Annotated in this window: 20 protein-coding genes and 3 pseudogenes; 10 read left to right on the top strand and 13 right to left on the bottom strand. The window is 51.9% G+C overall.

The features are described 5' to 3' along the window. Positions 1-62: 62 nt before the first annotated feature. Together CG67_RS04905 and CG67_RS04900 are read right to left on the bottom strand one after the other, a co-directional pair. Positions 63-662 carry a pentapeptide repeat-containing protein gene (locus CG67_RS04905; RefSeq protein ID WP_025901866.1) on the bottom strand — a complete coding sequence of 200 codons (600 nt, stop codon included), beginning with the start codon at positions 660-662 and terminating at the stop codon, positions 63-65. Between the two features lie 146 nt (positions 663-808). Continuing rightward, positions 809-1,289: pseudogene (locus tag CG67_RS04900) on the bottom strand (GNAT family N-acetyltransferase). Positions 1,290-1,795: 506 nt separating this feature from the next. Here CG67_RS04900 and CG67_RS04895 point away from each other — a divergent pair. The 5 genes from CG67_RS04895 (at position 1,796) to CG67_RS04875 (ending at position 6,641) form a co-directional block, all read left to right on the top strand. Further along, entirely contained in the window at positions 1,796-2,206 is a 411-nt protein-coding gene (locus tag CG67_RS04895) for an ASCH domain-containing protein (RefSeq protein ID WP_025901865.1), read from the top strand. A 180-nt stretch (positions 2,207-2,386) separates the two neighbouring features. Beyond that, positions 2,387-2,809, top strand: a complete 423-nt coding sequence (locus CG67_RS04890; RefSeq protein ID WP_235501102.1) for a bifunctional diaminohydroxyphosphoribosylaminopyrimidine deaminase/5-amino-6-(5-phosphoribosylamino)uracil reductase RibD — start codon at positions 2,387-2,389, stop codon at positions 2,807-2,809. A gap of 206 nt (positions 2,810-3,015) precedes the next feature. Continuing rightward, complete coding sequence (locus tag CG67_RS04885; protein ID WP_152975036.1) at positions 3,016-3,915, top strand: EamA family transporter; 900 nt, start codon at positions 3,016-3,018, stop codon at positions 3,913-3,915. A 359-nt stretch (positions 3,916-4,274) separates the two neighbouring features. Continuing rightward, a complete protein-coding gene (gene yddG, locus CG67_RS04880; RefSeq protein ID WP_025901863.1) occupies positions 4,275-5,159 on the top strand; it encodes an aromatic amino acid DMT transporter YddG in 885 nt (294 codons plus the stop codon). Between the two features lie 264 nt (positions 5,160-5,423). Next, complete coding sequence (locus CG67_RS04875; protein WP_025901862.1) at positions 5,424-6,641, top strand: multidrug effflux MFS transporter; 1,218 nt, start codon at positions 5,424-5,426, stop codon at positions 6,639-6,641. Positions 6,642-6,705: 64 nt separating this feature from the next. Here the strand turns inward: CG67_RS04875 and CG67_RS04870 are convergent, their stop codons facing one another. Next, positions 6,706-8,151 carry an MFS transporter gene (locus CG67_RS04870; RefSeq protein ID WP_025901861.1) on the bottom strand — a complete coding sequence of 482 codons (1,446 nt, stop codon included), beginning with the start codon at positions 8,149-8,151 and terminating at the stop codon, positions 6,706-6,708. A gap of 108 nt (positions 8,152-8,259) precedes the next feature. Here CG67_RS04870 and CG67_RS18495 point away from each other — a divergent pair, with 108 nt between their 5' ends. Further along, on the top strand, positions 8,260-9,129 hold the full coding sequence (locus CG67_RS18495; RefSeq protein ID WP_025901860.1) for a helix-turn-helix transcriptional regulator: 870 nt from the start codon (positions 8,260-8,262) through the stop codon (positions 9,127-9,129). A 19-nt stretch (positions 9,130-9,148) separates the two neighbouring features. Here CG67_RS18495 and CG67_RS18745 read toward each other — a convergent pair. The 4 genes and pseudogenes from CG67_RS18745 to cbpA form a co-directional block, all read right to left on the bottom strand. Continuing rightward, positions 9,149-9,205, bottom strand: a pseudogene (locus CG67_RS18745) (hypothetical protein); the annotation flags it as partial. A gap of 88 nt (positions 9,206-9,293) precedes the next feature. Continuing rightward, entirely contained in the window at positions 9,294-10,550 is a 1,257-nt protein-coding gene (locus CG67_RS04860; protein WP_025901859.1) for an MFS transporter, read from the bottom strand. 662 nt (positions 10,551-11,212) lie between these two features. Next, positions 11,213-11,515, bottom strand: coding sequence for a chaperone modulator CbpM (cbpM, locus tag CG67_RS04855; RefSeq protein WP_025901858.1), 303 nt, complete (start codon positions 11,513-11,515; stop codon positions 11,213-11,215). Further along, positions 11,515-12,447, bottom strand: a complete 933-nt coding sequence (gene cbpA / locus CG67_RS04850) for a curved DNA-binding protein (protein WP_025901857.1) — start codon at positions 12,445-12,447, stop codon at positions 11,515-11,517. The genes cbpM and cbpA overlap by 1 nt, the downstream gene beginning before the upstream one ends. 597 nt (positions 12,448-13,044) lie before the next feature. Between cbpA and CG67_RS04845 the strand changes: the two genes are divergently transcribed. The 3 genes from CG67_RS04845 to gss all read left to right on the top strand — a co-directional run bounded on the left by CG67_RS04845 (position 13,045) and on the right by gss (position 17,828). After that, positions 13,045-13,974 carry an AEC family transporter gene (locus CG67_RS04845; protein ID WP_025901856.1) on the top strand — a complete coding sequence of 310 codons (930 nt, stop codon included), beginning with the start codon at positions 13,045-13,047 and terminating at the stop codon, positions 13,972-13,974. 52 nt (positions 13,975-14,026) lie between these two features. After that, on the top strand, positions 14,027-15,691 hold the full coding sequence (locus CG67_RS04840) for an acetolactate synthase large subunit (protein ID WP_025901855.1): 1,665 nt from the start codon (positions 14,027-14,029) through the stop codon (positions 15,689-15,691). A gap of 256 nt (positions 15,692-15,947) precedes the next feature. Further along, a complete protein-coding gene (gene gss / locus CG67_RS04835; RefSeq protein ID WP_025901854.1) occupies positions 15,948-17,828 on the top strand; it encodes a bifunctional glutathionylspermidine amidase/synthase in 1,881 nt (626 codons plus the stop codon). Positions 17,829-18,240: 412 nt separating this feature from the next. Here gss and CG67_RS04830 read toward each other — a convergent pair whose 3' ends face one another. The 6 genes and pseudogenes from CG67_RS04830 to CG67_RS04815 form a co-directional block, all read right to left on the bottom strand. After that, the gene (locus CG67_RS04830; RefSeq protein WP_025901853.1) at positions 18,241-18,498 is read right to left on the bottom strand and encodes a bacteriocin immunity protein; all 258 of its coding nucleotides are present in this window, start codon (positions 18,496-18,498) and stop codon (positions 18,241-18,243) included. Further along, positions 18,491-18,853: an HNH endonuclease signature motif containing protein gene (locus CG67_RS18740; RefSeq protein WP_371190672.1), complete on the bottom strand. Its 363-nt coding sequence runs from the start codon at positions 18,851-18,853 to the stop codon at positions 18,491-18,493. Before CG67_RS18740 ends, CG67_RS04830 begins: the two co-directional genes overlap by 8 nt. A gap of 202 nt (positions 18,854-19,055) precedes the next feature. Beyond that, positions 19,056-19,304, bottom strand: a complete 249-nt coding sequence (locus tag CG67_RS04825; RefSeq protein ID WP_025901852.1) for a colicin E3-like toxin immunity protein — start codon at positions 19,302-19,304, stop codon at positions 19,056-19,058. A gap of 9 nt (positions 19,305-19,313) precedes the next feature. Then, a complete protein-coding gene (locus tag CG67_RS17330) occupies positions 19,314-19,724 on the bottom strand; it encodes a colicin E3/pyocin S6 family cytotoxin (protein WP_235501105.1) in 411 nt (136 codons plus the stop codon). Further along, positions 19,685-20,671: pseudogene (locus CG67_RS04820) on the bottom strand (S-type pyocin domain-containing protein); the annotation flags it as partial. The pseudogene CG67_RS04820 and the gene CG67_RS17330, both read right to left, overlap by 40 nt. 150 nt (positions 20,672-20,821) lie before the next feature. Beyond that, positions 20,822-21,697, bottom strand: coding sequence for a LysR family transcriptional regulator (locus tag CG67_RS04815; protein ID WP_025901851.1), 876 nt, complete (start codon positions 21,695-21,697; stop codon positions 20,822-20,824). 105 nt (positions 21,698-21,802) lie between these two features. On the opposite strand from CG67_RS04815, the gene budA reads away from it, so the two are divergent. Beyond that, positions 21,803-22,585, top strand: a complete 783-nt coding sequence (gene budA / locus CG67_RS04810) for an acetolactate decarboxylase (RefSeq protein WP_025901850.1) — start codon at positions 21,803-21,805, stop codon at positions 22,583-22,585. Positions 22,586-22,605 lie beyond the last annotated feature (20 nt).

Genomic DNA, 22,605 nt, shown 5'->3' with positions numbered 1-22,605 from the left:
GACCACTGACCGGCCTGATTCGATACCAGTAGGGGGTAAAACTGCGTTTTACCGTAAGACCTTTACTCCACCAGTCGGATCCCTAAACTCTCAAGCAGTGGCAGTGCCTCCCATTTGGTGAACGTAGCCCCGGTCACGATATTATGCCGTACGTCCAGGTTAAAGCCCCACGAATTGGTAAAATCTGCCTTACGCAGGATAGTCTGGTTAAATAAGCTTTCTGAAAAATCACACCCCGTCATGATGGCTTCGGAGAGATCACTTTCTCTGAAGTCTGCCCCGACCAGCCTGCACTCTTCCATTCTCACCCGGTGCAACGTTAATCCCATAAAAGAAGCATGAGTCAGCAGTGAATGGGTAAAACGGAGATCGGGATCCGGATTAAACACCGGCCAGTCTCCCCTCGTCCAGTCGATGCCGGTCAGTTTGCATTCATGGAACTGAATATCATAGAAACGGGACTGCGGGATCTCAACAACCGCGAGGTTGCAATAATTAAAGGTACAACCGGTAAATTTGCACCCGGAAAATTTAGCAGAAGAAAAATTACAATGTGAAAACTCACATTCTTCGAAGATCGTGTCTTTGACACTCAGGCCAGAAAAATCTGTTTCAGTAAAAACCCTGTCCGGATACTCTGAATGACTCTCTATCAGTTGCATAAATGCTCCGACCGGCAATAAAAAGGATACCGGGGTATACGGTACCGGCAAATATCATGGCTGGCGAGAGTATTCTTCTGTCAGGGATCCTGCCATTGCGGATAGTTGGGCCGGAGATCCGATCATTCAAACCGATACTCATTCTTTCAGTCGACAAGATCAATGAACATATGCATACAGCGAAGCCCGGCCTGAGCGAGTCCGGAAAAATGGTTGTCTTCGCCGATCAGTAAGAAGCCATGTTTCTGATAAAATGACTGCGCGTTCGGGGTGGAAGACAACGTCAGTCGTTTAAATCCACGTCGCTGTGCTTCACTTTTAATCGCTTCGATGATCTTACTGGCACAACCTTTCTTTTCCAAAATAGTCCGGTAGCGTGAAAATAGCCTCTACACTTCCGGCGGCCAGATCCAGATATCCGGTGGCTACAAGACCATCACGGGGGTCTTCCGCCACAAAGAAAGGGTTTTGGGTGATCTCTTCCCTGTAATTTTCCGGCATGACGTCAGGGGTCCAGGCATGAATTACCGTGGCGCGATAAACCGCTTTACACCCTTCCCGGATTGCAAGGTTTCTTATATTCCAGCATTCTTCCGCCTCTTCAGCGAGGGCTTGTCTGATTTTCATGGCTATTCCATCTTGATGGTGATCGGGTAGTTATATCTATCACAAAATACCGCCACGTTGATCACCTTATTTATCAAAAGCAACGGGTTACACCCGCCGCCTGGCAGAAAAATAACTGTAATATGATTTTCTCCGCAGGCAGATTGACAGAGAGTGCTGCGGCTTATATCAGGGACCGGATGAAGCGATTTTTCGCGCCCCGCAAAGAACCCACCAGCTATCCCGTCCGCCACCCGCGGGCATCGCTTCAATCTTCTTTCTTTCACTCACGGCGAAGCCGCTATGCCTGAATCAGGACCGATATTCCGGTCATAAGGAACCCGGAGAACATCAGGGATCACCCGGCTGGCAGATTTCCACCGCCGTTTAATTACTCCTTTTATTTTATCGGTCTGATATATTAGCGGCACGCATGTATGAACAGTTCTTATTCAGCCTCTGTGGTACTGAGGGCAGTTATTGAATCTGACCCGACAGACTCAACGCTTCAATAAAGGAATGTTACGATGGCACTGATCGACGAACTCAAAAAAAAATATCCGCAGTCACTGGCATGGGCGTTCGGTGACAGCCCTGAAATGGCAGATGAACTGGCAGACCTGGTCTGTCGGGGATTAAAAACGGCATCCTGCGGGTCCCTGGCTTCATTCCGGGAAGATCCTGATGCGCCGCGACCTGGCAGCACCAATATCATCCTTAACGGACAAGGTGTGCCGGTCTGTGTTATCCGGACGATATCAACCCGCCTGTTACGCTTTTCAGAAGCGACCGAAGCACTGGCCATCAAAGAAGGTGAAGGCGATTTAAGTCTGGAATACTGGCGACAGGAACATAAAGAGTTCTTCACCCGGGAAGGAACCTATTCCGACGATATGGAGATTGTGGCAGAAGAATTTGAAGTTATTGAACTACTGTAATCAGACTCCCGGGGGCTGGTGATTTTCGCCAGCGATATCACTATTTCGCGATACTGGCAGGAATGCCGTGCTCCCGGGGGACCATAAGGAGTTTAAGATGTTTATTCACTATCCTGAGAGGATAGGGGCAAGGCATGTAATTTTATCTTCACACCTTAATTTACTCAGGGGATATCATCTGTGAGCCACGAAGCCTTTATGTTGCTGGCCTTAGCCGTCTCAGAACAAGCCTTGCCGGACTGTCTGCCTAACCCTCCGGTCGGGTGTGTGATTGTCCGGGACGGTAAGGTGATTGCCACGGACTATACCCATGCCCCCGGTTTACATCATGCAGAGATGGATGCCCTGTCCAAAGTGTCAGGGTCACTTGAAGATTGTGATATGTATGTCACGCTGGAGCCCTGTTCATTTACCGGCAGAACCCCCTCCTGTGCCAGGGCACTGGTAAAGCGCAATATTGGCCGTTTATTTGTCTCTGTGATCGACCCACACCCCCGTAATCAGGGAAAAGGCATCGATATTGTGCGTAAAGATGTACCACGGGTAGAGATCGGGCTATGTGCATCAGAAGTCAGTACATTCCTTACGCCTTATCCGGGTTAATCACTCACGATCGGCCCGGGAGGCTCCCCCGTAATAGGCTTTCCTTATTTACCTCTGTCTGCCGCTGAGTTATCCGTAATGCCCTGCTATACTTCGCTTTCCCCGGGCGACACTCACTGATCCTCAGTACCCGGGAACTCACTACGACGTCATCTTTACCGGTACAGGGGGTAGCCGTGCCGGGAAACAGTCAGGGAGCCATTATTATGCTAAATAAACATGCCTCCGGGGCGGTCATGATCATCCTGGGAGCCATTTGTTATGCACTGCCGGGCATCATTATGAGTCTGGCCATCGGGCATGGCGCACATATCAGCAATATTATCGCGACTCAGTATTTGTTCTCTTTTATCCTGTTTTTTGTCCTTTCTGAGTTCAGTAGTAATAAAAAAGGCGTTATCTCGCCGAAAGAGAAAGGTATCGCCCTGTTCACGGGAGTGCCGTTATTCGGTGTCACCTACTGTTTTTTCAGTGCCGTCGCCTATGTCGGCGTCCCGACCGCAACGTTGCTGATCATGCAATCTTCCTGGATTGCCCCGCTGATGACCTCTCTTATCAAACGCAGTCGTATTGCACGGCAGGATATAGTGGCACTGCTCTGCATTATCTCCGGCGTGGTGATTGCGACCGGCGCTTTCGGTGGCCATGTCACGCTGAATATGACCGGCCTCCTCTGGGGATTATCCGCCGCTTGTTGCTACAGTATGGTGATCCTCTGTTCCTCACAAATAGCGACCAGTAACCGTGTCACGGACAAGGCAAAGTTACTGACGCTGGGCGCTTTTATTACGGCTATCTGTGTGATGAAGGATCACGTCACTATTTCACCGTTTACTACCGACAGTTTCTGGTCTCTGCTGACGGCCATGTTCTCGTCTGTATTGCCGGTGCTGCTTTTCGGGTTGGGGATGCCGCGGACATCGCAGACACTGGCAGGAATGCTTGTGACCCTCGAGTTACCTGCGGCCTATGTTTTCTCCTATCTGATCCTGGCAGAGAAAATTACAATGTCACAGATTGTCGGTTGCCTGATTATTGTTATCAGTATGATGATACCTAAAGTTTCCTCTGCACTGCGTCACAGGAAAATGTCAAAAGTCCCTTAATCACACCCGTTATGCGGACGGTGCCGGGCTGTGCCTGTATCACGCACTCCCGGCCGCCCTTTTGTCGTCCCGCGCCTTATTATCGGTTACGTTTTCATCTGATCACTACTCCGTGAATGCGCTTGCGGAAAATTTGTTGTCAGCCACGACGCCACCGGGCTTGCTGTGTTCATCCCCCGCGGGCCGTTACGTTTCAGCTATGCGGCCCCCGCTGTCTGCCTCCGAAAACCGTTTGATTTTTATTTATTTATTGTTAATTTATTCTTACTTTTTATTACCCCCGTGTTCGCCCGGTAACGGCCGGTAAACTACAGGGTAACCCGCAATTTCCTCATTACAGTTACGGAGCGAGTTCAGGGATGCCAGTCAGAAAAGCCACCGTGATCGGCCTGACCGCCGTCATATTATGGAGTACCCTGGTCGGATTTCTTCGCGGAGTGACGCAAGGTCTGGGACCGATTGGCGGCGCAGCGATGATCTATACCTGCAGCTCGTTATTACTGTTCTTCGTGGTCGGGATCCCTGCGCTGTCCTCCTTCCCGCGTAAATACCTGATCCCCGGGGCCGTGCTGTTTGTGGCCTATGAAATCTGTCTCTCGCTGTCCATCGGCTTTGCACAGACGGATGCCCAGGCGATTGAGGTAGGGATGGTGAATTATCTCTGGCCCAGCCTGACCCTGCTCTTCGCCCTGATTGCCGATAAACGGCGGCCCGGCCTGCTGATGCTGCCGGGAATTCTGCTTTGTTTTGCCGGCGTAGGTAAAGTGCTTGGCGGTGAACAGGGTTTTTCACTGCATGAGGTGACCGAGAACATTGCTTCCAACCCCCTGAGCTACGGAATGGCCTTTGCCGGTGCCATTATCTGGGGAATATATTGTGTACTGACCAAAAAGCTGGCCAATGGCAATAACGGGATCACGCTTTTTTTCGCTCTGACCGCCGTGGCGCTGTGGGTTAAATTCTTTTTTTCCGATACCCCGGCGATGCACTTCAGCCCCGGAGTGCTGGGCTGTCTGGCCGGCATTGCGGTGGCGATGGGGCTGGGATATGCTGCCTGGAATGTCGGTGTTTTACATGGCAATGTCACCCTGCTGGCAGCCGCATCGTATTTTATTCCGGTGATTTCCTCGTTGTTCGCGGCACTGCTGCTGGGGCAAACACTCGGTCATCACTTCTGGACAGGTGCCATTATGGTCTGTGCCGGCTCGCTGCTTTGCTGGTATTCCAGCCGTAGCCCGGCCTGAACAGCCGAAAGACGCTGTCGGCTGCGCATTCTCTGAGTATCCACACCACTTAGGCCGTCGTTTTCACTGGCTATATTTCTTTACAGAAAATACCTGCTACCCTTAAGGCGGCAGCGGCCTGAGGCTTGTCCCGCCGCTGTCTGTCAGGTAAGATCGCCGGGAATTATCCGTGGTAAATTCAGCTCCCGGGCCTTACCCGTTCAAACCTGCCTGCTTCACCGCTAATACGGCTTACATACACAGCTTCCTTGCATCAGGATTTTTATGTCTGACATGAAATCGCAGCCGCGTCATGCTGCTTTGCCGGTCACCGGCATGCCTTTCGTGCTGATCCTCAGCGCGTTAATGGCCTTTACCTCGCTCTCGACAGATATTTATTTGCCGGCATTACCGGCTATGCAGAAAGATCTGCAGGGAAATACCGAACTGACCATCACCGGTTTCTTGCTGGGTTTCTGTATTGCACAACTGGTCTGGGGCCCGGTCAGTGACCATCTGGGCCGCCGCAAGCCCCTGATCATTGGCATGGTATTGTTTATTGTCGGCTCCATCGGTTGTTCGTTATCGCACAATATTACGCAGATCGTTTTCTGGCGTGTATTTCAGGCCCTGGGGGCCTGTACCGGCCCCATGCTGGCACGGGCGATGATACGGGATTTGTTCACGCGAACCCGGGCAGCGCAGATGCTGTCGGTATTAATGATGATTATGTCGGTGGCGCCTATCGCCGGCCCGCTGATGGGGGGGCAAATCATCCGTTTCGCCTCATGGCAGGCCATTTTCTGGCTACTGGCCGTGCTGGGCACACTGATGCTGATTTCACTTTACTGGCTGCCGGAAACACTGCCGCCGGAGAAACGGGTGAAATCTTCTCCCGTCAGGGCCGTGACTAACTATTATTCACTGCTGCGTAATACTGTTTTTATGCGCTTTACCCTGTGTCTGGCGTTTTATTACCTCGGTGTGTATGCCTTTGTTGCCGGTTCTCCGTTTGTCTACATTAGCTATTTCGGGGTTGACCCGCAGTATTTCGGCTGGCTGTTTGCGGTGAACATCGTCGGGGTGGTCATTATGAGTCAGGCTAACCGGCATCTGGTGCGGCATTATCCGCTGGAGAAGCTGCTGAAAGTTGCAGCGGTCGTTGCTGCGATTGCGGCAACGCTTCTGGCTCTGGTCTCGGCCGGACATCCGGCAGGGATGGTACTGATTGTGATCACCGTGCTGTTCTTCTTTTCGATGAACGGTATCATCGCGGCCGGTTCTACGGCGGCAGCCCTGGATAATGCCGGGGAGATCACCGGTTCTGCCTCTGCCCTGATTGGCTCTTTACAGTACGGTAGCGGTATTTTTGCCTCGTTACTGCTGGCGATGTTCAATGACGGCACTCCCTGGACCATGGCCTGGATCATCTGGGTATTCAGCCTTGCCAGTGCCATTATGGCACTGACCACCCGGGTTCAGCCGCAGAGAGACAAGGACTGACCCCGTACTGCCAGTCGCAACGACAGCAAAGACGCCTCCCGGGGCGTCTTTTTTCTGTCCGGCATTAAGACCTGCCGCCGTCCTGTGCCTCTGCCTGCACCGGCGACAGATGCAGTGTGTGACGTTTCAGCAGAGTGGCAAGCCCCAGCCCCATCATGACCAGTGCTTCAGCCATCAGGAAACCCGACATGGCATGGGCATAACTGCCATTAAGGTGCTGATGCAGATACTGGTAGAGTGCGCCAGCCGCCGCAGGCCCTATCCCCAGACACGCCTGCTGTAACGTACTAAGAATGGCACTGCCTGCGCCCGCATCCCGGGTGGCAATATCCCGCATACCGATCCGGTAAAAACAGTTCACTATTACCGCCTGCCCCATCCCCATCAGTAATGTGCCGGGCGCAATCGACCAGAGCGTCAGCGCATTTCCCTGCCAGGCCAGAGTCGCTATCAGCACCCCGACACCGCTGACCTGTACCAGCACTCCTGCCAGTAATACCGGTGCCGGAGTGTAACGGGCAATCAGTTTTGGCGCATAGAGGGCTGCAATAAAATAAGAGGCTCCGAGCACAATAAAACTGTTCCCGGAAGCCAGTGCCCCCATGCCTGCCCCCGCCTGCAGGGTTAACGCCATACAGAACATAAACCCGGACCAGCAGGTGAAAAACAGCACCGCAATCAATAAGGCGAAGCGTACCCCCGGCAGTTTCAGTAAGCGTGGGGGCAATAGCGGGTTCAGACCGCGCCGTTGCTGCAAAATAGCGCCGTAACGCATCAGCAAACCCAGCGGCAGCACGGCAATACAGGCCAGCTGCATCATCCACGGCCAGTGCATTACCGGCCCAAGAGCCAGCGGAAACAGCAGACAGCAGAGGATCACTGCCAGTAATGCCGTGCCCTGCCAGTCGATACGGGAAGGCTGTTCATTGCGGGTTTCCGGAATAAAGCGCAGACTGAAGATCAGTACCAGCAGACAGATAGGCACATTAATAAAAAACGCATTACGCCAGCCCAGTCCGGCGATATCTGCCGATACCAGCCAGCCGCCTCCGACCTGTCCGATAATAAACGCAAGCCCCCCGATGCCGCTATACAGACTGATTGCCCGCCCGTGGGCCTGTCCTGACAATGTCACGTGCAGAGTTGCCAGAATTTGCGGCACAATCAGCGCTGCCCCCATCCCCTGAACCGTCCTGGCGATCAGTAACTGAGTCACACTGGCCGAAAGACCGCAGAACAGTGAGGCCAGGCCAAAAATAATCACCCCCGTCAGCAGCATACGCCTCCGGCCGTAGTTGTCCCCGAGTTTACTGCCCACCGCCAGACAGACGGCGAATGCAACGCCATACAGCGCGACAATCAGCTCCAGGTCTGTGGCACTGCTGGCCAGTGAACGGGTGATCGATTCCAGTGCTACGTTAGTGATCGAGGTATCGATCAGCGGTAACATTTGCGCCGTCAGTAACAATATCAGACCGGTTTTCCCGGGCGAGGCAGGTGTCGCTTTCATGAAAGCTCCGTTGTGTGTTTTATTATCTGCCCGTAGTATTGAGGAATATTTAACAGGGTACCAGTTCCTGCTTATACTGGTACCAGCACTACTATGCTGGAGTACAGAATGACAATGCAGCCTTCCGCTGTGAGCCCGGTGAGACAGGAAAAAAACAGCCGTCAGTTGCTGGCCGCCTTTTTGCGTACCCGCCGGGAGAGTCTGGACCCGCAACGTCTGGGGTTACCGAATACCGGCCGTCGCCGTACCCCCGGCCTGCGCCGGGAAGAAGTCGCGATGCTGGCGGACGTCGGTGTAACCTGGTACACCTGGCTTGAACAGGGCCGGGAAATGAAACCGTCGGCCGCCGTCTTATCGGCGATCAGCAAGGCATTACAATGTACGCCGGCAGAAACCCGTCACCTGTTTATCCTGGCCGGGCTCCCGGTACCGGACGGACCGTTAGCCGCGGAATGCCGGCAGGCAGGCCCGGCCTCACAGCGCTTGCTTCAGTCGCTGATGCCTAATCCGGCGTCGCTGCAACGGCCCAATTTCGATATTCTCGGTTGTAACGCGGCGTTTTGCCGTCTGATGGGAGTGGATCTTGATACGGTGCCGGTCGGGGAGCGTAACTGCATTTATCAGTACCTGACCAATGAACAGTGGCGCAGTCGTCTGTCTGATGAGTCCACGGTGTTGCCCCTCTATGTGGCTTATTTCCGTGCGGGCATGGCTGAATATCGTGAGGATCCGCGCTGGCAAGAGTTACTGGAATGTTTTTTTTCCGTCTCGCCCCGGTTTTATCAGCTCTGGCAACAGCATTATGAAATCCGCAGTATCGAAAATCATATTAAGCATTTTAACCATCCGGAATACGGTCACTTTACCCTGCAGCAGATGAACTGGTTCTCTGCCCCCCGCGATGGTTCCCGTTTGCTGGTGTTTCTGCCACAGGATGCGGAGGGTGAGCGAATACTCGGCGAGCTGGCGCATGGCTGACGGCAAACGGTACCCGGATGGCCATTACCGCTGTCTGCGGGGTGACTGTGCAGGCCAGGAATACCGGGGGCGACACCGGCGGCAGGCATAACGGCTGTGACTGTTCTGCTTTTTAACCCGTCGCTTCATCATAAAGCGACGGGCATAAATCGCCGTCCTCAACCTCAGCCCTGACGTTCACCTGCCACATCGGCATCCAGCTGTTTGCCGCGGGTTTCCGGCAATGCCAGGCAGGCAATGATGACCAGCAAATACGAGCCGCCAGCCATATAACCAATAGCGGTTCCCAAAGGCATGTGTCCGCTCATATAGCCAATCATTCCCGGGAAGATAGCCCCGACAGCACGGCCAAAGTTATAACAGAACCCCTGCCCCGAGCCACGGATATGCCCCGGATATAGCTCGCTGAGATAGGCCCCCATCCCGGAAAAAATACCGGACAGGAAAAAGCCAAGCGGGAAACCCAGTACCATCATCACCGTATTGGTCACCGGCAGTAAGGTATAGCTGACCACCAGCACGATGGCGCACAGAGCAAACAGAATAAAACAGCGGCGACGGCCAAATGCATCCGAGACCCAGGCGCTGGTCAGATATCCGGCAAAGGAGCCCGCAATCAGTACCACCAGGTAACCGCTGGTATTGAGCACGGACAGGTGACGTTCAGTTTTCAGGAACGTAGGCAGCCAGGTCGTGACCGCATAGTAAGCTCCCTGCATACCGGTGGCCAGCAGACTGGAAAACAGCGTGATACGCAGCATTTTCGGGTGGAAGATTTGCATAAAGCTGCCTTCCGATACACCGGTCTCCTGCTGACGACGGCGCGTTTGCAAGTAAATTTCCGGGTCCTGCAGGTTACGACGTAACCAGACCAGGATCAGCGCAGGTAATGCACCGACCCAGAACAACATTTTCCAGGCCAGTGCCGGAGAGAATGAAGAATAGATCAGCCAGTAAGCAATAGCCGCCACTGCCCAGCCTACCGCCCAGCTACTCTGTACCAGACCTACCGCTTTCCCCCGGTGACGGGCGCGGATCATTTCAGAAATCAGTACGGAGCCGACCGACCATTCTCCCCCGAACCCCAGCCCCTGCATAACGCGGGTAAACAACAGTTGTTCCGGTGAGTGAACAAAGCCACTGCACAGAGTAAAGAAACTGAACCAGAGGACGGTAACCTGCAGCATTCTGACGCGGCCGTATTTGTCCGCCAGGATCCCTGCCAGCCATCCGCCCACAGCAGACGAAATCAGCGCACCGGTCGCGATGTAACCGGCTTCGGTGGTTGTCATTCCCCACAACGCAATAAACGTCGGGATCATAAAAGTGTAAATCATGGAGTCGAAGGCATCGATCCCGTATCCCATAAAAGCAGCGGCGAGTGTTTTACGCTCGCCGCTGTTGGTTTCCCTGAGCCACATAATTATTTACTCTGCAGGTTAATGTATTGACTTAAATGCTGCGCAATCGCAGCGGCTACCGCAGGTCAGTTCTCTTATCTGAGGACCTGTCTTATTAACAAGCAAGCTTAATGCCAACATGGGTAATTAAAGCTCTGTCATTGTCTGGCGCACACCCTAATAGGCTTAAATCTGAATTGCAAATCCGCCCGAAAAGGAACCGGTACCATGAATAACGATCAAACAATCCGGTTAAAAAAACACCGCCGCACTGCGAGTTTTTTCCTTATAAACCATAAAGTTACGTTGTTTACTATCATCTGCGTGAGGAAACCCTCTTTCCGGGTTCAACAGGGCCATCTTGTGCCCTCATGACGTTATTCCGGCCGTCCGTGATCTCCGATAACACGCTGAACTTACCGGGGCCAGCAAGGTGTATAAACTGCCGGGCGGCCATACCGGTTCAGAAAGACAGTTAACGCCCCGAAGGCTGCAATAAAGGGGCATATAAAGGGGAATATCGACGCACTTCACGCCGGAAAGGCGCAGGAAAGGTTCGGCTTTCCTGCAAAGAAAACCGACTGACTGAGATAACGACCCTCTGCCCCGTTCACCAGGCAACAGGCTGCATAAGAGCCGGATAATCGCCCGGACTTGCGCCGTAAGAGCCGCCCGGTTTACTGTTAAGGTGAAGTGAATCGCAACAAGCGCTGATTCAGTTGCCTGTTTTCACTGTTAAGACGTTCTATCTCATCCAGTAAGGTAAGCGCCACCGCTATCCCCGGCCAGTCAAGTTCCAGTTCACGGCGCAGACGCTGAGCACGGAGACAAAGTGCCAGCGATCCATCATCGAACTGCCACTGCTCAGAAGCTTCCCCTTGCGGTTCCAGCACACCCAGCCCGATGATTTCGGTCAGTTCTGCCCGGGTTAAGCCGGTGTGCAGACAAAACTCGGTGACGGTGAAGGTGATCCCGACATGACTCATTATTCTTTCCCCCAGCCCCGGCGGGCATCGAAAGCCGACCCGGCGTCAGCCAGTTGCTGCCAGAGCGCCTGTGATTTTTCATCCGGTCGGGGTGGCATAACAATTTTCACCACGGCGTAGAGATCTCCCTGACTCTGCCTGGCAGACAGTCCTTTGCCTTTGACCCGAAGACGCTGTCCTGCCTGAGTCCCCGGCGGTATGGTCAGCAGAATACTGTCCTGCAGTGTCGGCACCGATACTTTGGTGCCCAGCGCCGCCTCCCAGGGGGCGAGCGGTAAAACCACCTCCAGATCATTCCCCGCCACATCAAACAGAGGATGCGGAGCAATACGGATGACCAGATAAAGGTCACCGGCAGGCCCACCGCCACTGCCCTGTCCGCCCTGTCCTTTCAGACGGATCCGCTCACCGTCTGAGATGCCGGCCGGGATTTTGACTTTCAGCGTTTTCGGGATCTCCTGCACGATCATCCCGAAGGCATTACGTACCGGTAAGCTGAACTGAATGGTCCGGGTTTCACCCCGTTGAGCCTCTTCGAGGAAAACGGCAACTTCGGTTTCGATATCCTGGCCGCGTTCCGCGCGGGGTTGCCGGGCCTGTCGTGACTGCTGACCAAAAACGGAGCTAAAGAAGTCAGAGAAGTCTTCCTGTCCGGCACTTCCGGCATCCGAATAGGCCGAACCGGTGGAAGAATACTCATTAAAACGGGGATCATTACGGTGCTGCCAGAGGGTGTCATATTCTTCCCGACGCTCTTTATCTTTCAGCACTTCATAGGCTTCGGCGATCTCTTTAAACTTTGTCTCTGCATCTTTCTCGCTACTGACATCGGGATGATATTTCCTGGCCAGACGGCGATAAGCGGTCTTAATGGCTTTAGTATCATCAGTACGTTCTACCCCGAGAATAGCGTAGTAATCCTTCAGTTCCATAGCATTAGCCTTCGGGTCAGTATGAAGCAAATATTCTGGTCAGGTCAGTCACCACGACCTGCCGGGTAATAAATAATAAATATAGACCGCAGCCTGCCTGTTTGCAGTGTAAATTCCGGGTCATTCGCCTTATATCAGCCTGAACAGAAGGCCGGAAAATGCCAATAAATACAAAAGATATTCTTCACTAATGTGTAAAAATAACACACTCATACCAGCTTACATTATTTTCTGAAAGCACGGTGAGATCCGCATCAGGAAAAGCTTAATTTTTAAAGTGTTAATCAATAACCCATTGAAAAAAATCTATTCTTATTATTTAACCTTGCTATTTTCAGGGTTATCTGTCTGTTTCCTGGCTCCTGCCCGTTTTACGTTGCTTGCTGAAACCGGCCCTTAAATCCTGCAGGATGACGCTGTTGGCGCAAAAATAATATTTTTTTACGGAATTGTTTCATCAGCGAAACTTATCGATGTGCCGTGAATGTTCAGTATGCCACCCGCTATACATCATAGGTTATCAGAGCTACTTTATAGGCCCTTTCGGGCCACTGCACTGGCCTGTGATGATGCCTGACCTGATGCGGGAGAATAATAATGATTGATTTGATTATCCCGGCACTTTTGCCGATAGTCGTCACACTGCTGCTGGGTTTTATTGCCGGCTGGCACCATGATTTTGATGCCGGTCAGGGGGCGGTACTTAACCGGATGGTCATGCTGTATGCCCTGCCGTTAACCCTGTTTGCGGGGATGATGGGCCTCTCCCGTTCGGTACTCCTCTCCCAGGGGTTGATCGCCGTTATCCTGCTGGCCGGCATGGTAGGAGGATATATTCTTGTCTTTCTGCTGGTACGCTATCTGTTTCGTCAGAAACCCGGCCTGGCGGCCTTGCTGGCACTTTCGGTGTCCGGCCCGGCGGTTCCTTTTGTCGGCGTCCCGGTCCTGGGTCATCTGTACGGGACGATCAGCACCATTCCCATCGCCTTATGCAGTATTATTATGAACCTGTTTCAGGTGCCGTTGACTATTCTGATCCTTTCCTCTTCCGACACAGAAAAGAAAGGTGACTCCTTCTTACAGCATATCGTCCATACCCTGAAAGAACCTGTGGTCTGGGCCCCGGTGCTGGCGTTATTTCTCTTACTGTGCAATCTGCATATTCCCGCGGCTTTTCGCAGCGCACTACAACTGCTTGGCGGTACCACCGGCGGGGTTGCACTGTTTGCTTCCGGAGTGATTTTGTATTCCTATCACGTGGTGTTTAACCGCACGGTTATCCTGTCGATTGTGGCTAAAAATATTATCCTGCCGTTGCTGATTATGGCGCTGGCACTCTGGCTGCATACCGACCGTCAGACACTTAGCCTGTCGGTGATCAGCATGGCCATTCCGACCGCCTCAGTCTGTGTCATCCTGGCCGTACAATACAAAACTGCCGGGCAGGAAATCGCTTCCATTCTTTTCTTTAGTACACTTTTCTCGATTCTGACCATGGGCGGATTGTTATATTACCTGGCCGGGTAAATAACCATTCGTGTGCGGTTTTAACAGATAACCGATATCCCGGAGATAATGTATGACCGTTAAAACGAAAAATGTCGCAGAGTTTCTTGTTTCCTGTCTTGAAGCCGAAGGCGTGAAATACGTCTTCGGGATCCCGGGCGAGGAAAATATCAAATTCGTTCGCGCCATCACTGCCTCAGAAAATATCCGTTTTATTCTGGTTCGCCATGAGCAGGCAGCCTCATTTATGGCCGACATCTACGGTCGCCTGACCGGGAAAGCCGGGGTCTGCACAGCGACTCTCGGTCCCGGCGCCATTAATCTGCTGCTGGGAACCGCAGACGCGCAGACCGATTCCAGTCCGCTGGTGGCTATCTCAGCCCAGGTAGGACTGAACAGGATCTATAAAGAATCCCATCAGATTGTCGACCTGACCGCCATGTTCCGGCCAGTGACTCAGTGGGCTGATACCCTTTACACTCCCGCCGCCTCGGCTGAAATGGTTCGTAAAGCCTTTCAGATAGCACAGCAGGAGCGGCCGGGGGCGACTTATCTGGCTATCCCGCAGGATGTGGAAGCGATGCCGGTACCTGAAAACCTGCAGCCCATTCTGCCGGTAAGCAGCAGTATTTCTCTTCCGCCGGCTGAAACAGTTTCTGCTATCGCGAAGCTGCTGCGTGAGGCACGCTACCCCGTCATCCTGGCCGGGCACGGCGTGGCAAGAAACGGTGCCGCGAGTGCGCTGAATCAGTTTACCGAACGTTATCAGATACCGGCGGCCACCACCTTTATGGGCAAAGGGGTGATCAGCGATCGCAGTCAGCATGCGCTGGGTGTGATGGGCTTTATGCGCCATGATTACGAGAATTTTGCTTTCGATAAAGCCGATGTGATCCTGGCGGTCGGTTACGAGCTTCAGGAATTTGCCCCGGAAAGGATGAACCCGGATGCCGATAAAAAGATCATCCACATCAACAGCTTCCTTCCGGATACCGATCGTCACTACCGCACCGATATCGCCCTTGCCGCGGATATTTCACTCACACTGTCCGCACTGAGCGAGGCGCTGGGTGAAGAACCACTGCATGCTCAGCCCGGCAGCGCAACTATCCGCCACCTGCGTGAGCAGGAACTGGAGAAAGGCCGTCATGACGATAGCTTCCCGCTGAAACCACAACGGGTGGTGGCTGATATGCGAAGTGCACTGGATGACCACGATATTGTGCTGGCGGATACCGGGGCCATTAAGATGTGGGTTTCACGTCTCTACCCTACCTATCAGCCCCTTACCTGCCTGACCTCGAACGGCTTATCCACCATGGCGTTTTCCCTGCCTGGCGCGATTGCCGCAAAACTGGCGTTTCCTCAGCGTAAAGTGCTGGCCAGTATGGGGGACGGCAGCTTTATGATGAATTCACAGGAAATTGAAACAGCCGTCCGTGAACGTATTCCGCTGGTCGTGCTGGTCTGGGTGGACGGCAGCTACGGGCTGATCAAATGGAAAATGGACATTGAAGAAGGTGCCCACGATTCGGTCGATTTCGGAAACCCTGATTTCGTGAAGTACGCTGAAAGTTTTGGTGCCCGTGGTCATCAGATCACTTCTGCCGGGGAATTACTGCCGGTGCTGAAAGAAGCTCTGGCGGGCGACGGTGTGACGGTCATTGCCTGCCCGGTAGACTACCGTGAGAACATGGCATTGGTAAAAACGCTGGGTGAATTAACTATCGCACTCTGAGTTTCCGTTGCCCGCAGTTCCTGCGGGCAGCCTTTTATTTCTGATTAAAAACAAAGTGACAACGTCACATAAATGCCGGTTTATTTCCCGGATTTTAGTGCTATGATTATTTTGCCCGCCCCGTCTGCCGTCCGCTCTGTCCGGCACCCTGCTCCGGGAAAGACTCCCTGAACCAGCCCCGTCCGGGACTCTCCTGATGTCAGGGATACTGAACACTCCATGCCTCAGGCTGGCTGTTTTTCGATTAAGGCAAAAAATGACTGTGGAACTTACGCAAAATCACGCTCCTTTCGGGACAGTATTAGGTTACGCCCCCGGCGGTGTCGCTATCTATTCTTCTGATTACGATTCACTGGATAGCGAAGAATTTCCGGACGATGCTTCACTGCGTAGTTATCTTGGCAACGAATACATGGGCTATAAATGGCAATGTGTCGAATTTGCCCGCCGCTTTCTGTATCTGAACTATGGTGTGGTGTTTACCGATGTCCGGATGGCTTACGAAATCTTCGCTCTGCGTTTTCTCCGCCAGGTCGTTAATGACGATATTCTCCCCTTACAGGCTTTTGCTAACGGTAGTGCCCGTCCGCCAGTCTCCGGCGCGTTACTGATCTGGCAACAAGGCGGTGAATTTGAAACAACCGGCCATGTCGCGATTATTACCCGCGTCTATGCAGGCAAAATCCAGATAGTTGAACAGAACGTGATCCACAGTCCGTTGCCCGCCGGACAGCAATGGACCCGTGAGCTGGTGCTGCGCTGTGATAATGGCCGCTATGTTATCGAAGACACCTTTGATGATACGGAGATCCTCGGCTGGATGGTGCAGACCTGTGACAGTGTGGACAGTCTGCCTGCCCCGGAAACCGAATCCGCTTATCTGGCTATCCATGCTGAACGCGTACCGGAGGCGGACAGATTTTCCGGTGAGTGGCTGGATAACAATAACCCGGTTGAACATGCGTATATGCAGGCGAATAACGGTGCGGTGATCAATGCGGATCCCTGTCAGTATTTTACGATCTCCCGCAGTGCAGAACAGGAACTGATCAGCGCGACCAACGAACTGCACCTGATGTACCTTCATGCTACCGATAAAGTATTGCGGGACGACAGCCTGCTCCGCCTGTTCGATATCCCTGAAATTCTCTGGCCACGGTTGCGTCTTTCCTGGCAGCGGCGTCGCCATCATATGATCACCGGCCGGCTCGATTTTTGTCTGGATGAACGGGGTCTGAAAGTCTATGAATACAACGCGGATTCGGCTTCCTGTCATACAGAAGGCGGTATTGTACTGGGGAAATGGGCACGCCAGGGAGGTGTCGATAAGGGTAAAGATCCCTGCCGCCGCCTGATCAATACGCTGGCGGATGCCTGGAAACACAGTGATGCCCTGCCGTTCGTACACATTCTTCAGGATGACGATATTGAAGAAAATTATCATGCTCTGATGATGCAGCAAGCATTAACCGATGCCGGCTTCAAAAGCAAAATTCTGCACGGCCTCGGTGAATTACACTGGAACGCCACCGGCCAGCTGATCGACGCGGAGGGTCGCGAAGTGAACTGTGTCTGGAAAACCTGGGCCTGGGAAACCGTGCTGGAGCAATTGCGGGCCGAATGTGAAGCCGAACCGCCGGCCGCTTTACCTATCCGTACCGGAGAAGCCGATCATCAGGTCCGGCTGATGGATGTGCTGCTGCGGCCCGAGGTGATGGTTTTTGAACCCCTGTGGACCGTGATCCCCGGAAATAAAGCGATCCTTCCGGTGCTGTGGTCGCTGTTCCCGCATCATAAATATCTGCTGGATACTGACTTCACCATTAATGAGGAACTGCAACAGACCGGCTATGCCATTAAACCCATCGGGGGGCGTTGCGGCAGCAATATCGGGCTGGTAAGTCACCGCGAACAGTTGCTCGGTGAGACCGGCGGCAAATTTGCAGGGCAAACCAATATCTATCAGCAACTCTGGTGTCTGCCAAAGGTAGCCGGACGATATATCCAGGTGTGTACGTTCACTGTCGGTGGGCACTACGGCGGGGCCTGTCTGCGTTCAGATCCGACGCTGGTCATTAAGAAGGAGAGCGATATCGAACCGCTGAGGATCATCGACGATCAGGACTTTATCCGCTGACTCCTTACAGGCCCTGTCGGGTGGCAGGGCCTGTCTGCCCGTGCCGTCTGTCGGAGTTCCGTGGTTATCGCTACCCGTTGCCATAGGGGTAAGTTTTCCCTGTGATAAATCACTGATGTCCTGGTCATAACCATAAGAAAATGACTCTGCGTGATCCCTTTGCAGGCATACTGCTGGTCCCCGGACACCGTGGTAAGAGTTAAAGGTTCGACCGGCAGGTTACGCACTTTCCCGTTACTTAGGAGCCAGATGACGCTTATGAATGGATTTCGTACACTGGTGAGAGTTTGATAGTAAGAGTATCGGAAGAGTTATCACAGCAATTAAACGGTTAAAATTTCCCTGACTATCGATAATAAAAAACAAACCGCGCCCCAAGGCACGGAATAGTAAGAATATAAACAAGATTATCTTAATCTTTGAATCCAGGCTTGCCATTAGCTTGACGCCATTTTTTTATCTCCTGAACAATACCTTCCGGACTATCATCTTTCCCATCCTCTGGATAGAAAATAAGGTCTGAACCTGATGGATGTTCAGCAATACGCCTAAATTCCCTGACCAACCGATTATCATCCTCTTCTGTTGGTCCTTCTGCTCTGCATATTTTACGGACTAAATCTAAAAACTCACTTTCTGAATAGTCAGATAATGTTTTTTTATCACTCATATGATCTACCCTGTTTTGTTGAATGAATTTCAATATAATGCTTTGGCGTGGTTACTCCCATATTATCAACGTTGTAAACGTCCCCACCCTGGCTTATTGGCTTGATATGATGTATTTCATAACGCTCCCTTCCCCCTACACAATCTGTTGCGCGTGTAAAAGGTGAATTGCCATTGCGGACATGAGTTTGATTATGAGGTTTAAATTGTTTCAAGAGTTCAGGATCTTTGGAAACCTCTAACCAAAATGCCTTGCGGAACTGGTCAAAGTTTCCAAAAGTTCGCCCTCGAAGCTTATCTGCTATTTGTATTGGAATCGGGGAACCATTACCCGTGTTAGCATCCGATAACCATATATAAAATGTGCTAAATTTTATAGGCTATAAATATATAATGCTGATCATGTTTACAGATCGATATGTTTATTTCTTTTGACTATTTTTTCACTGAATATTGGAAAGGATTAGGAATGAAGCAGCACATAAGGGCAACATGCTGCAACTAAAAAATAACACCCGTGATTAATAGCAAATACTTATTATGGAATAGTATATTATTTCATTCAGTTCGCTTAAAAACCAGCTGATAGTCATATTTTTCGAAATCAATATGATGTGAAAATAATGGTTGCAAATCATCTATCCACGAGATTAATACATCAAACCCGCCATCATATATTCTTCCATCGAAAGGTAAATTAAATTTTTTTATTATACTCCCATTTTGCCCTAAATCTGCGGAAGTCTCTTTGCTGATCAAAACCTCATCAGATTTATCAAACCATTCTAATATCAATATCAGTCCCATGATTCCCTCTTATAAATATCTTTTAACATTCCGGCCTTTAACCGCAGGTTTTAGCTGCTCACCTGTTTTATAATCGATAGTTCCTAAATGCTCACCATCGCTCGCTCTGTATTCTTCAAGTTCACCGTGTTGTGAATCCCATTCGTAAATTCGTCTGCCTTTGGCATCAACCCAGCGTTCTCTGAGCCCGCCACCACCTTGCTTAGGTGTTTTTTTCTTAGCTTCTCTAAGACCTGAAATACCGATTTCACTCGTTTCCGGTGCCGGATGATAGTCATGATCTTTATCAGGAATACCTGATCGTCCCTGACTAAGATAAACATAGGAACATTTACCCCTGAGCTGTCGGGCGTCCAGATAATAGTAATACGCGGATCTTCCCCGGTCGTGAACGTATACGCTTTCCGGCTGCTGTCCCACTCCATTTTACGCACACGCACCCTGTCCTGACCCGGTGGGGTATGCCATCCATGTGGAGTCAGATTACCGCGGTCATCCTGCTCCCAGGTATAACGCACCCGGGTGGGCGCTTCACGTAACTGTTCCAGCAGCGTCCGGTTGAAATAATCCTGCTCACCCTCATTCAGCTTTCCGGGCATCATCCCCATTACCACGGCTGCTATGGGAGCACCGGGGCCGCTGACCGCAATCCTTCCCAGTCCGGTTACCATTTCACCCAGTCTGACCGCCCACGTTCCTGATGTTATTGCACTGCCACCTACCAGGCCAAGGACGCTGGCTCCTTCAACCGCTGTCTGAGCGTTGGCTGCACTTGTGGCAGCGGCAGTTGCCCGCGGGTATTCAACTTCCTCATGATTACCAAACCACCATTTATACAGGGAACTTCGCTTCTTCGGTTTTGGAATTTCGTCTGCTGGTTTCTTCTTTTTCGCCGTCTGGGCGTGTTGGGGAAAATCCGTATCTGATGCCGGATCGGCAGGAGAAACAGCCTGATAAAATGCCATTCTCGCAAAATTGGTATGCGGTTCCGGCTCCGCTCCCGCGTCATTACAACCTTCACCACGCAGGCAGGATTTGGCGAATACACGATTGCGATCACGTTCCTCTGCCCGTTTTCTGGCTCTTTCTTCGTCCGCAGCTCTGCGTTCAGCAAACAATTTTTCCCGGGCTGCAACAGAGGGATCCGGTCCTCTGCCAACCCACTGTCCTGCTGGCGCTATAATCCAGTTTGATCCTGAAGGACAACCACAGCGAACGACTGAACCATCCACCGCCGCTATTTTTCCATTGTTAGTATCACGGGGTTCACCGGATACAATAATCCCTACCTCGCCGCATTTCGGGCAGGGGGTTGTTTTATCACCCACACGGATAACGCGGAGACCGTGCTCGGTATCATTGGACATGGAGGCTATGCAGACCGCGCCCGTGCTGGTTTTATCACCTTCAAGTGCGGTTCCTCGTCCATAACAGTCAGAACGATTTCCCATCACATCACCTCATGCGATGACAGAAAATCCTCCGGCATTGTTTCGCCCTCCCGCGCAGGGTTACGCTTATAACAGTGCCAGAAAATGTTCGCCCGCTTTACTGAGGCTATGACGCCGCCAGGCCAGCGCGACCTGAGCTTTCAGCGGTGCGCCTTCAATCGGCAGATAACAGACACTGGCCTGATCTATTTTACTGTGTGATACCGGCACTATCGTATAACCAAAACCGGTCGCCACCATACTGATGGCCGAGGTTGTCTGGGGCGATTGTGCAAACGTCGGCGGTGTGAAGCCCGCCTGATGACAGGCAGTGATCACCGAATCATAGAGCCCGGGCGAGATTTCCCGCGGGAAAATAATCAGCGTTTCATCGCGCAATTCTGCCAGTGAGCTGAGTACAGGACGCTCTGCCAGCGGATGATTCAGCGGTAATGCCACCACCATCTCTTCATTATCGATGACCCGGTAGTCCACTTCCCGGCTTCTGTCACAGGGCAGACGGATAAACGCGATATCAATGGCGCCTTTCAGCAATTCATTGATCAGCGCTGACATATGCAACTCACCAGGCAAAAGATTGATCATCGGATAATGGTCGCGGAAATTATGCAACAGGGTAAATACCTGCGGATTCAGTGCCGTCGAGGATGCAAAACCTATCTTCAGCGACCCGCTAAGCCCCCGTCCGACGCTGCAGGCTTTCTCAAACGCCGAATCAGACATTTTCAGAATTTTAATTGCATCTTCATATAGCACTTTTCCTGCCGGTGTCAGTTCGACACTGCGGGTCAGGCGGCGCAGTAACGGGCTGCCGATTTCATGCTCCAGCCGCTGTATCTGCTGACTCAGCGGTGGCTGAGAGATCCCCAGGCTTTCGGCAGCACGGGTAAAATTACCCGCATCTGCGACCGCGACAAAATAGCGTAAATGCCGAAGTTCCATATCAAAAACGTCTTAAAGTGAGTAGTGCATCATATTGGAATTATCTTCGCCATCCTGTCAACCTTTAGGCCACAAGGTTAAGTCATAAAACCTCAGGAATTAATCATGGAAACGAGACATTGCGGGTGTTCCTGCATCAGTGATATTACCAGGGCAGCGTTAAAATTAGAAAAAGATCGCGGAGAAAATATTATCTATCAGGCCTCACTGATGAGTGCATTACTCAGTGGCGTTTATGAAGGTGAGACGACTATCCGCCAGTTACTGGAGCACGGTGATTTCGGGCTGGGCACATTTAATCATCTGGATGGCGAGATGATCGCATTCAATAGTGATGTGTTTCAGTTACGCAGTGATGGCAGTGCACGCAGTGCCTCGCCGGATCAGAAAACACCGTTTGCCGTGATGACCTTTTTCAATCCGACACACGAATACACCATCAAAGAACCTCACAGTCGTCAGCAGATCCACGACATTATCGATGCCAATGTCGCCAGTCAGAATATCTTCTGTGCGCTGCGAATTGATGGTCACTTCGACAAAGTCGATACCCGAACCGTGCCGGAACAGCACCGTCCCTATAAGCCCATGATGCAGGCGGTTGAAGAACAACCGGTGTTTCACATTGAGCAACAGGACGGGGTGCTGATTGGTTTCCTGACCCCGGAATTTATGCAGGGGATCAATGTCGCCGGTTATCACGAACACTTTATTAACCAGCAACGCAGTAGTGGCGGTCATGTGCTCGACTATCAGGTCCGGGAAGGCCGGCTCACCTTTGGTACTATTGAAAAACTGGTGATCGATTTTCCTGAGGATGAAGATTTCCGTAACGCCGATCTTAATCCTGAAGATTTGAGTGCAGCTATCCAATCTGTTGAAGGTTAATCCGCTATCGAACAGGCGAG

The sequence above is a fragment of the Tatumella sp. UCD-D_suzukii genome (assembly GCF_000611875.2).
Lineage (GTDB): Bacteria > Pseudomonadota > Gammaproteobacteria > Enterobacterales > Enterobacteriaceae > Tatumella > Tatumella ptyseos.
This window is presented reverse-complemented; position numbering and strand designations above follow the sequence as displayed.

Coding starts and splice junctions, on each gene's coding strand:
- CG67_RS04905 (WP_025901866.1), bottom strand. CDS start 662: ATGCAACTGATAGAGAGTCATTCAGAGTATCCGGACAGGGTTTTTACT.
- CG67_RS04895 (WP_025901865.1), top strand. CDS start 1,796: ATGGCACTGATCGACGAACTCAAAAAAAAATATCCGCAGTCACTGGCA.
- CG67_RS04885 (WP_152975036.1), top strand. CDS start 3,016: ATGCTAAATAAACATGCCTCCGGGGCGGTCATGATCATCCTGGGAGCC.
- yddG (WP_025901863.1), top strand. CDS start 4,275: ATGCCAGTCAGAAAAGCCACCGTGATCGGCCTGACCGCCGTCATATTA.
- CG67_RS04875 (WP_025901862.1), top strand. CDS start 5,424: ATGTCTGACATGAAATCGCAGCCGCGTCATGCTGCTTTGCCGGTCACC.
- CG67_RS04870 (WP_025901861.1), bottom strand. CDS start 8,151: ATGAAAGCGACACCTGCCTCGCCCGGGAAAACCGGTCTGATATTGTTA.
- CG67_RS18495 (WP_025901860.1), top strand. CDS start 8,260: ATGACAATGCAGCCTTCCGCTGTGAGCCCGGTGAGACAGGAAAAAAAC.
- CG67_RS04860 (WP_025901859.1), bottom strand. CDS start 10,550: ATGTGGCTCAGGGAAACCAACAGCGGCGAGCGTAAAACACTCGCCGCT.
- cbpM (WP_025901858.1), bottom strand. CDS start 11,515: ATGAGTCATGTCGGGATCACCTTCACCGTCACCGAGTTTTGTCTGCAC.
- cbpA (WP_025901857.1), bottom strand. CDS start 12,447: ATGGAACTGAAGGATTACTACGCTATTCTCGGGGTAGAACGTACTGAT.
- CG67_RS04845 (WP_025901856.1), top strand. CDS start 13,045: ATGATTGATTTGATTATCCCGGCACTTTTGCCGATAGTCGTCACACTG.
- CG67_RS04840 (WP_025901855.1), top strand. CDS start 14,027: ATGACCGTTAAAACGAAAAATGTCGCAGAGTTTCTTGTTTCCTGTCTT.
- gss (WP_025901854.1), top strand. CDS start 15,948: ATGACTGTGGAACTTACGCAAAATCACGCTCCTTTCGGGACAGTATTA.
- CG67_RS04830 (WP_025901853.1), bottom strand. CDS start 18,498: ATGAGTGATAAAAAAACATTATCTGACTATTCAGAAAGTGAGTTTTTA.
- CG67_RS04825 (WP_025901852.1), bottom strand. CDS start 19,304: ATGGGACTGATATTGATATTAGAATGGTTTGATAAATCTGATGAGGTT.
- CG67_RS04815 (WP_025901851.1), bottom strand. CDS start 21,697: ATGGAACTTCGGCATTTACGCTATTTTGTCGCGGTCGCAGATGCGGGT.
- budA (WP_025901850.1), top strand. CDS start 21,803: ATGGAAACGAGACATTGCGGGTGTTCCTGCATCAGTGATATTACCAGG.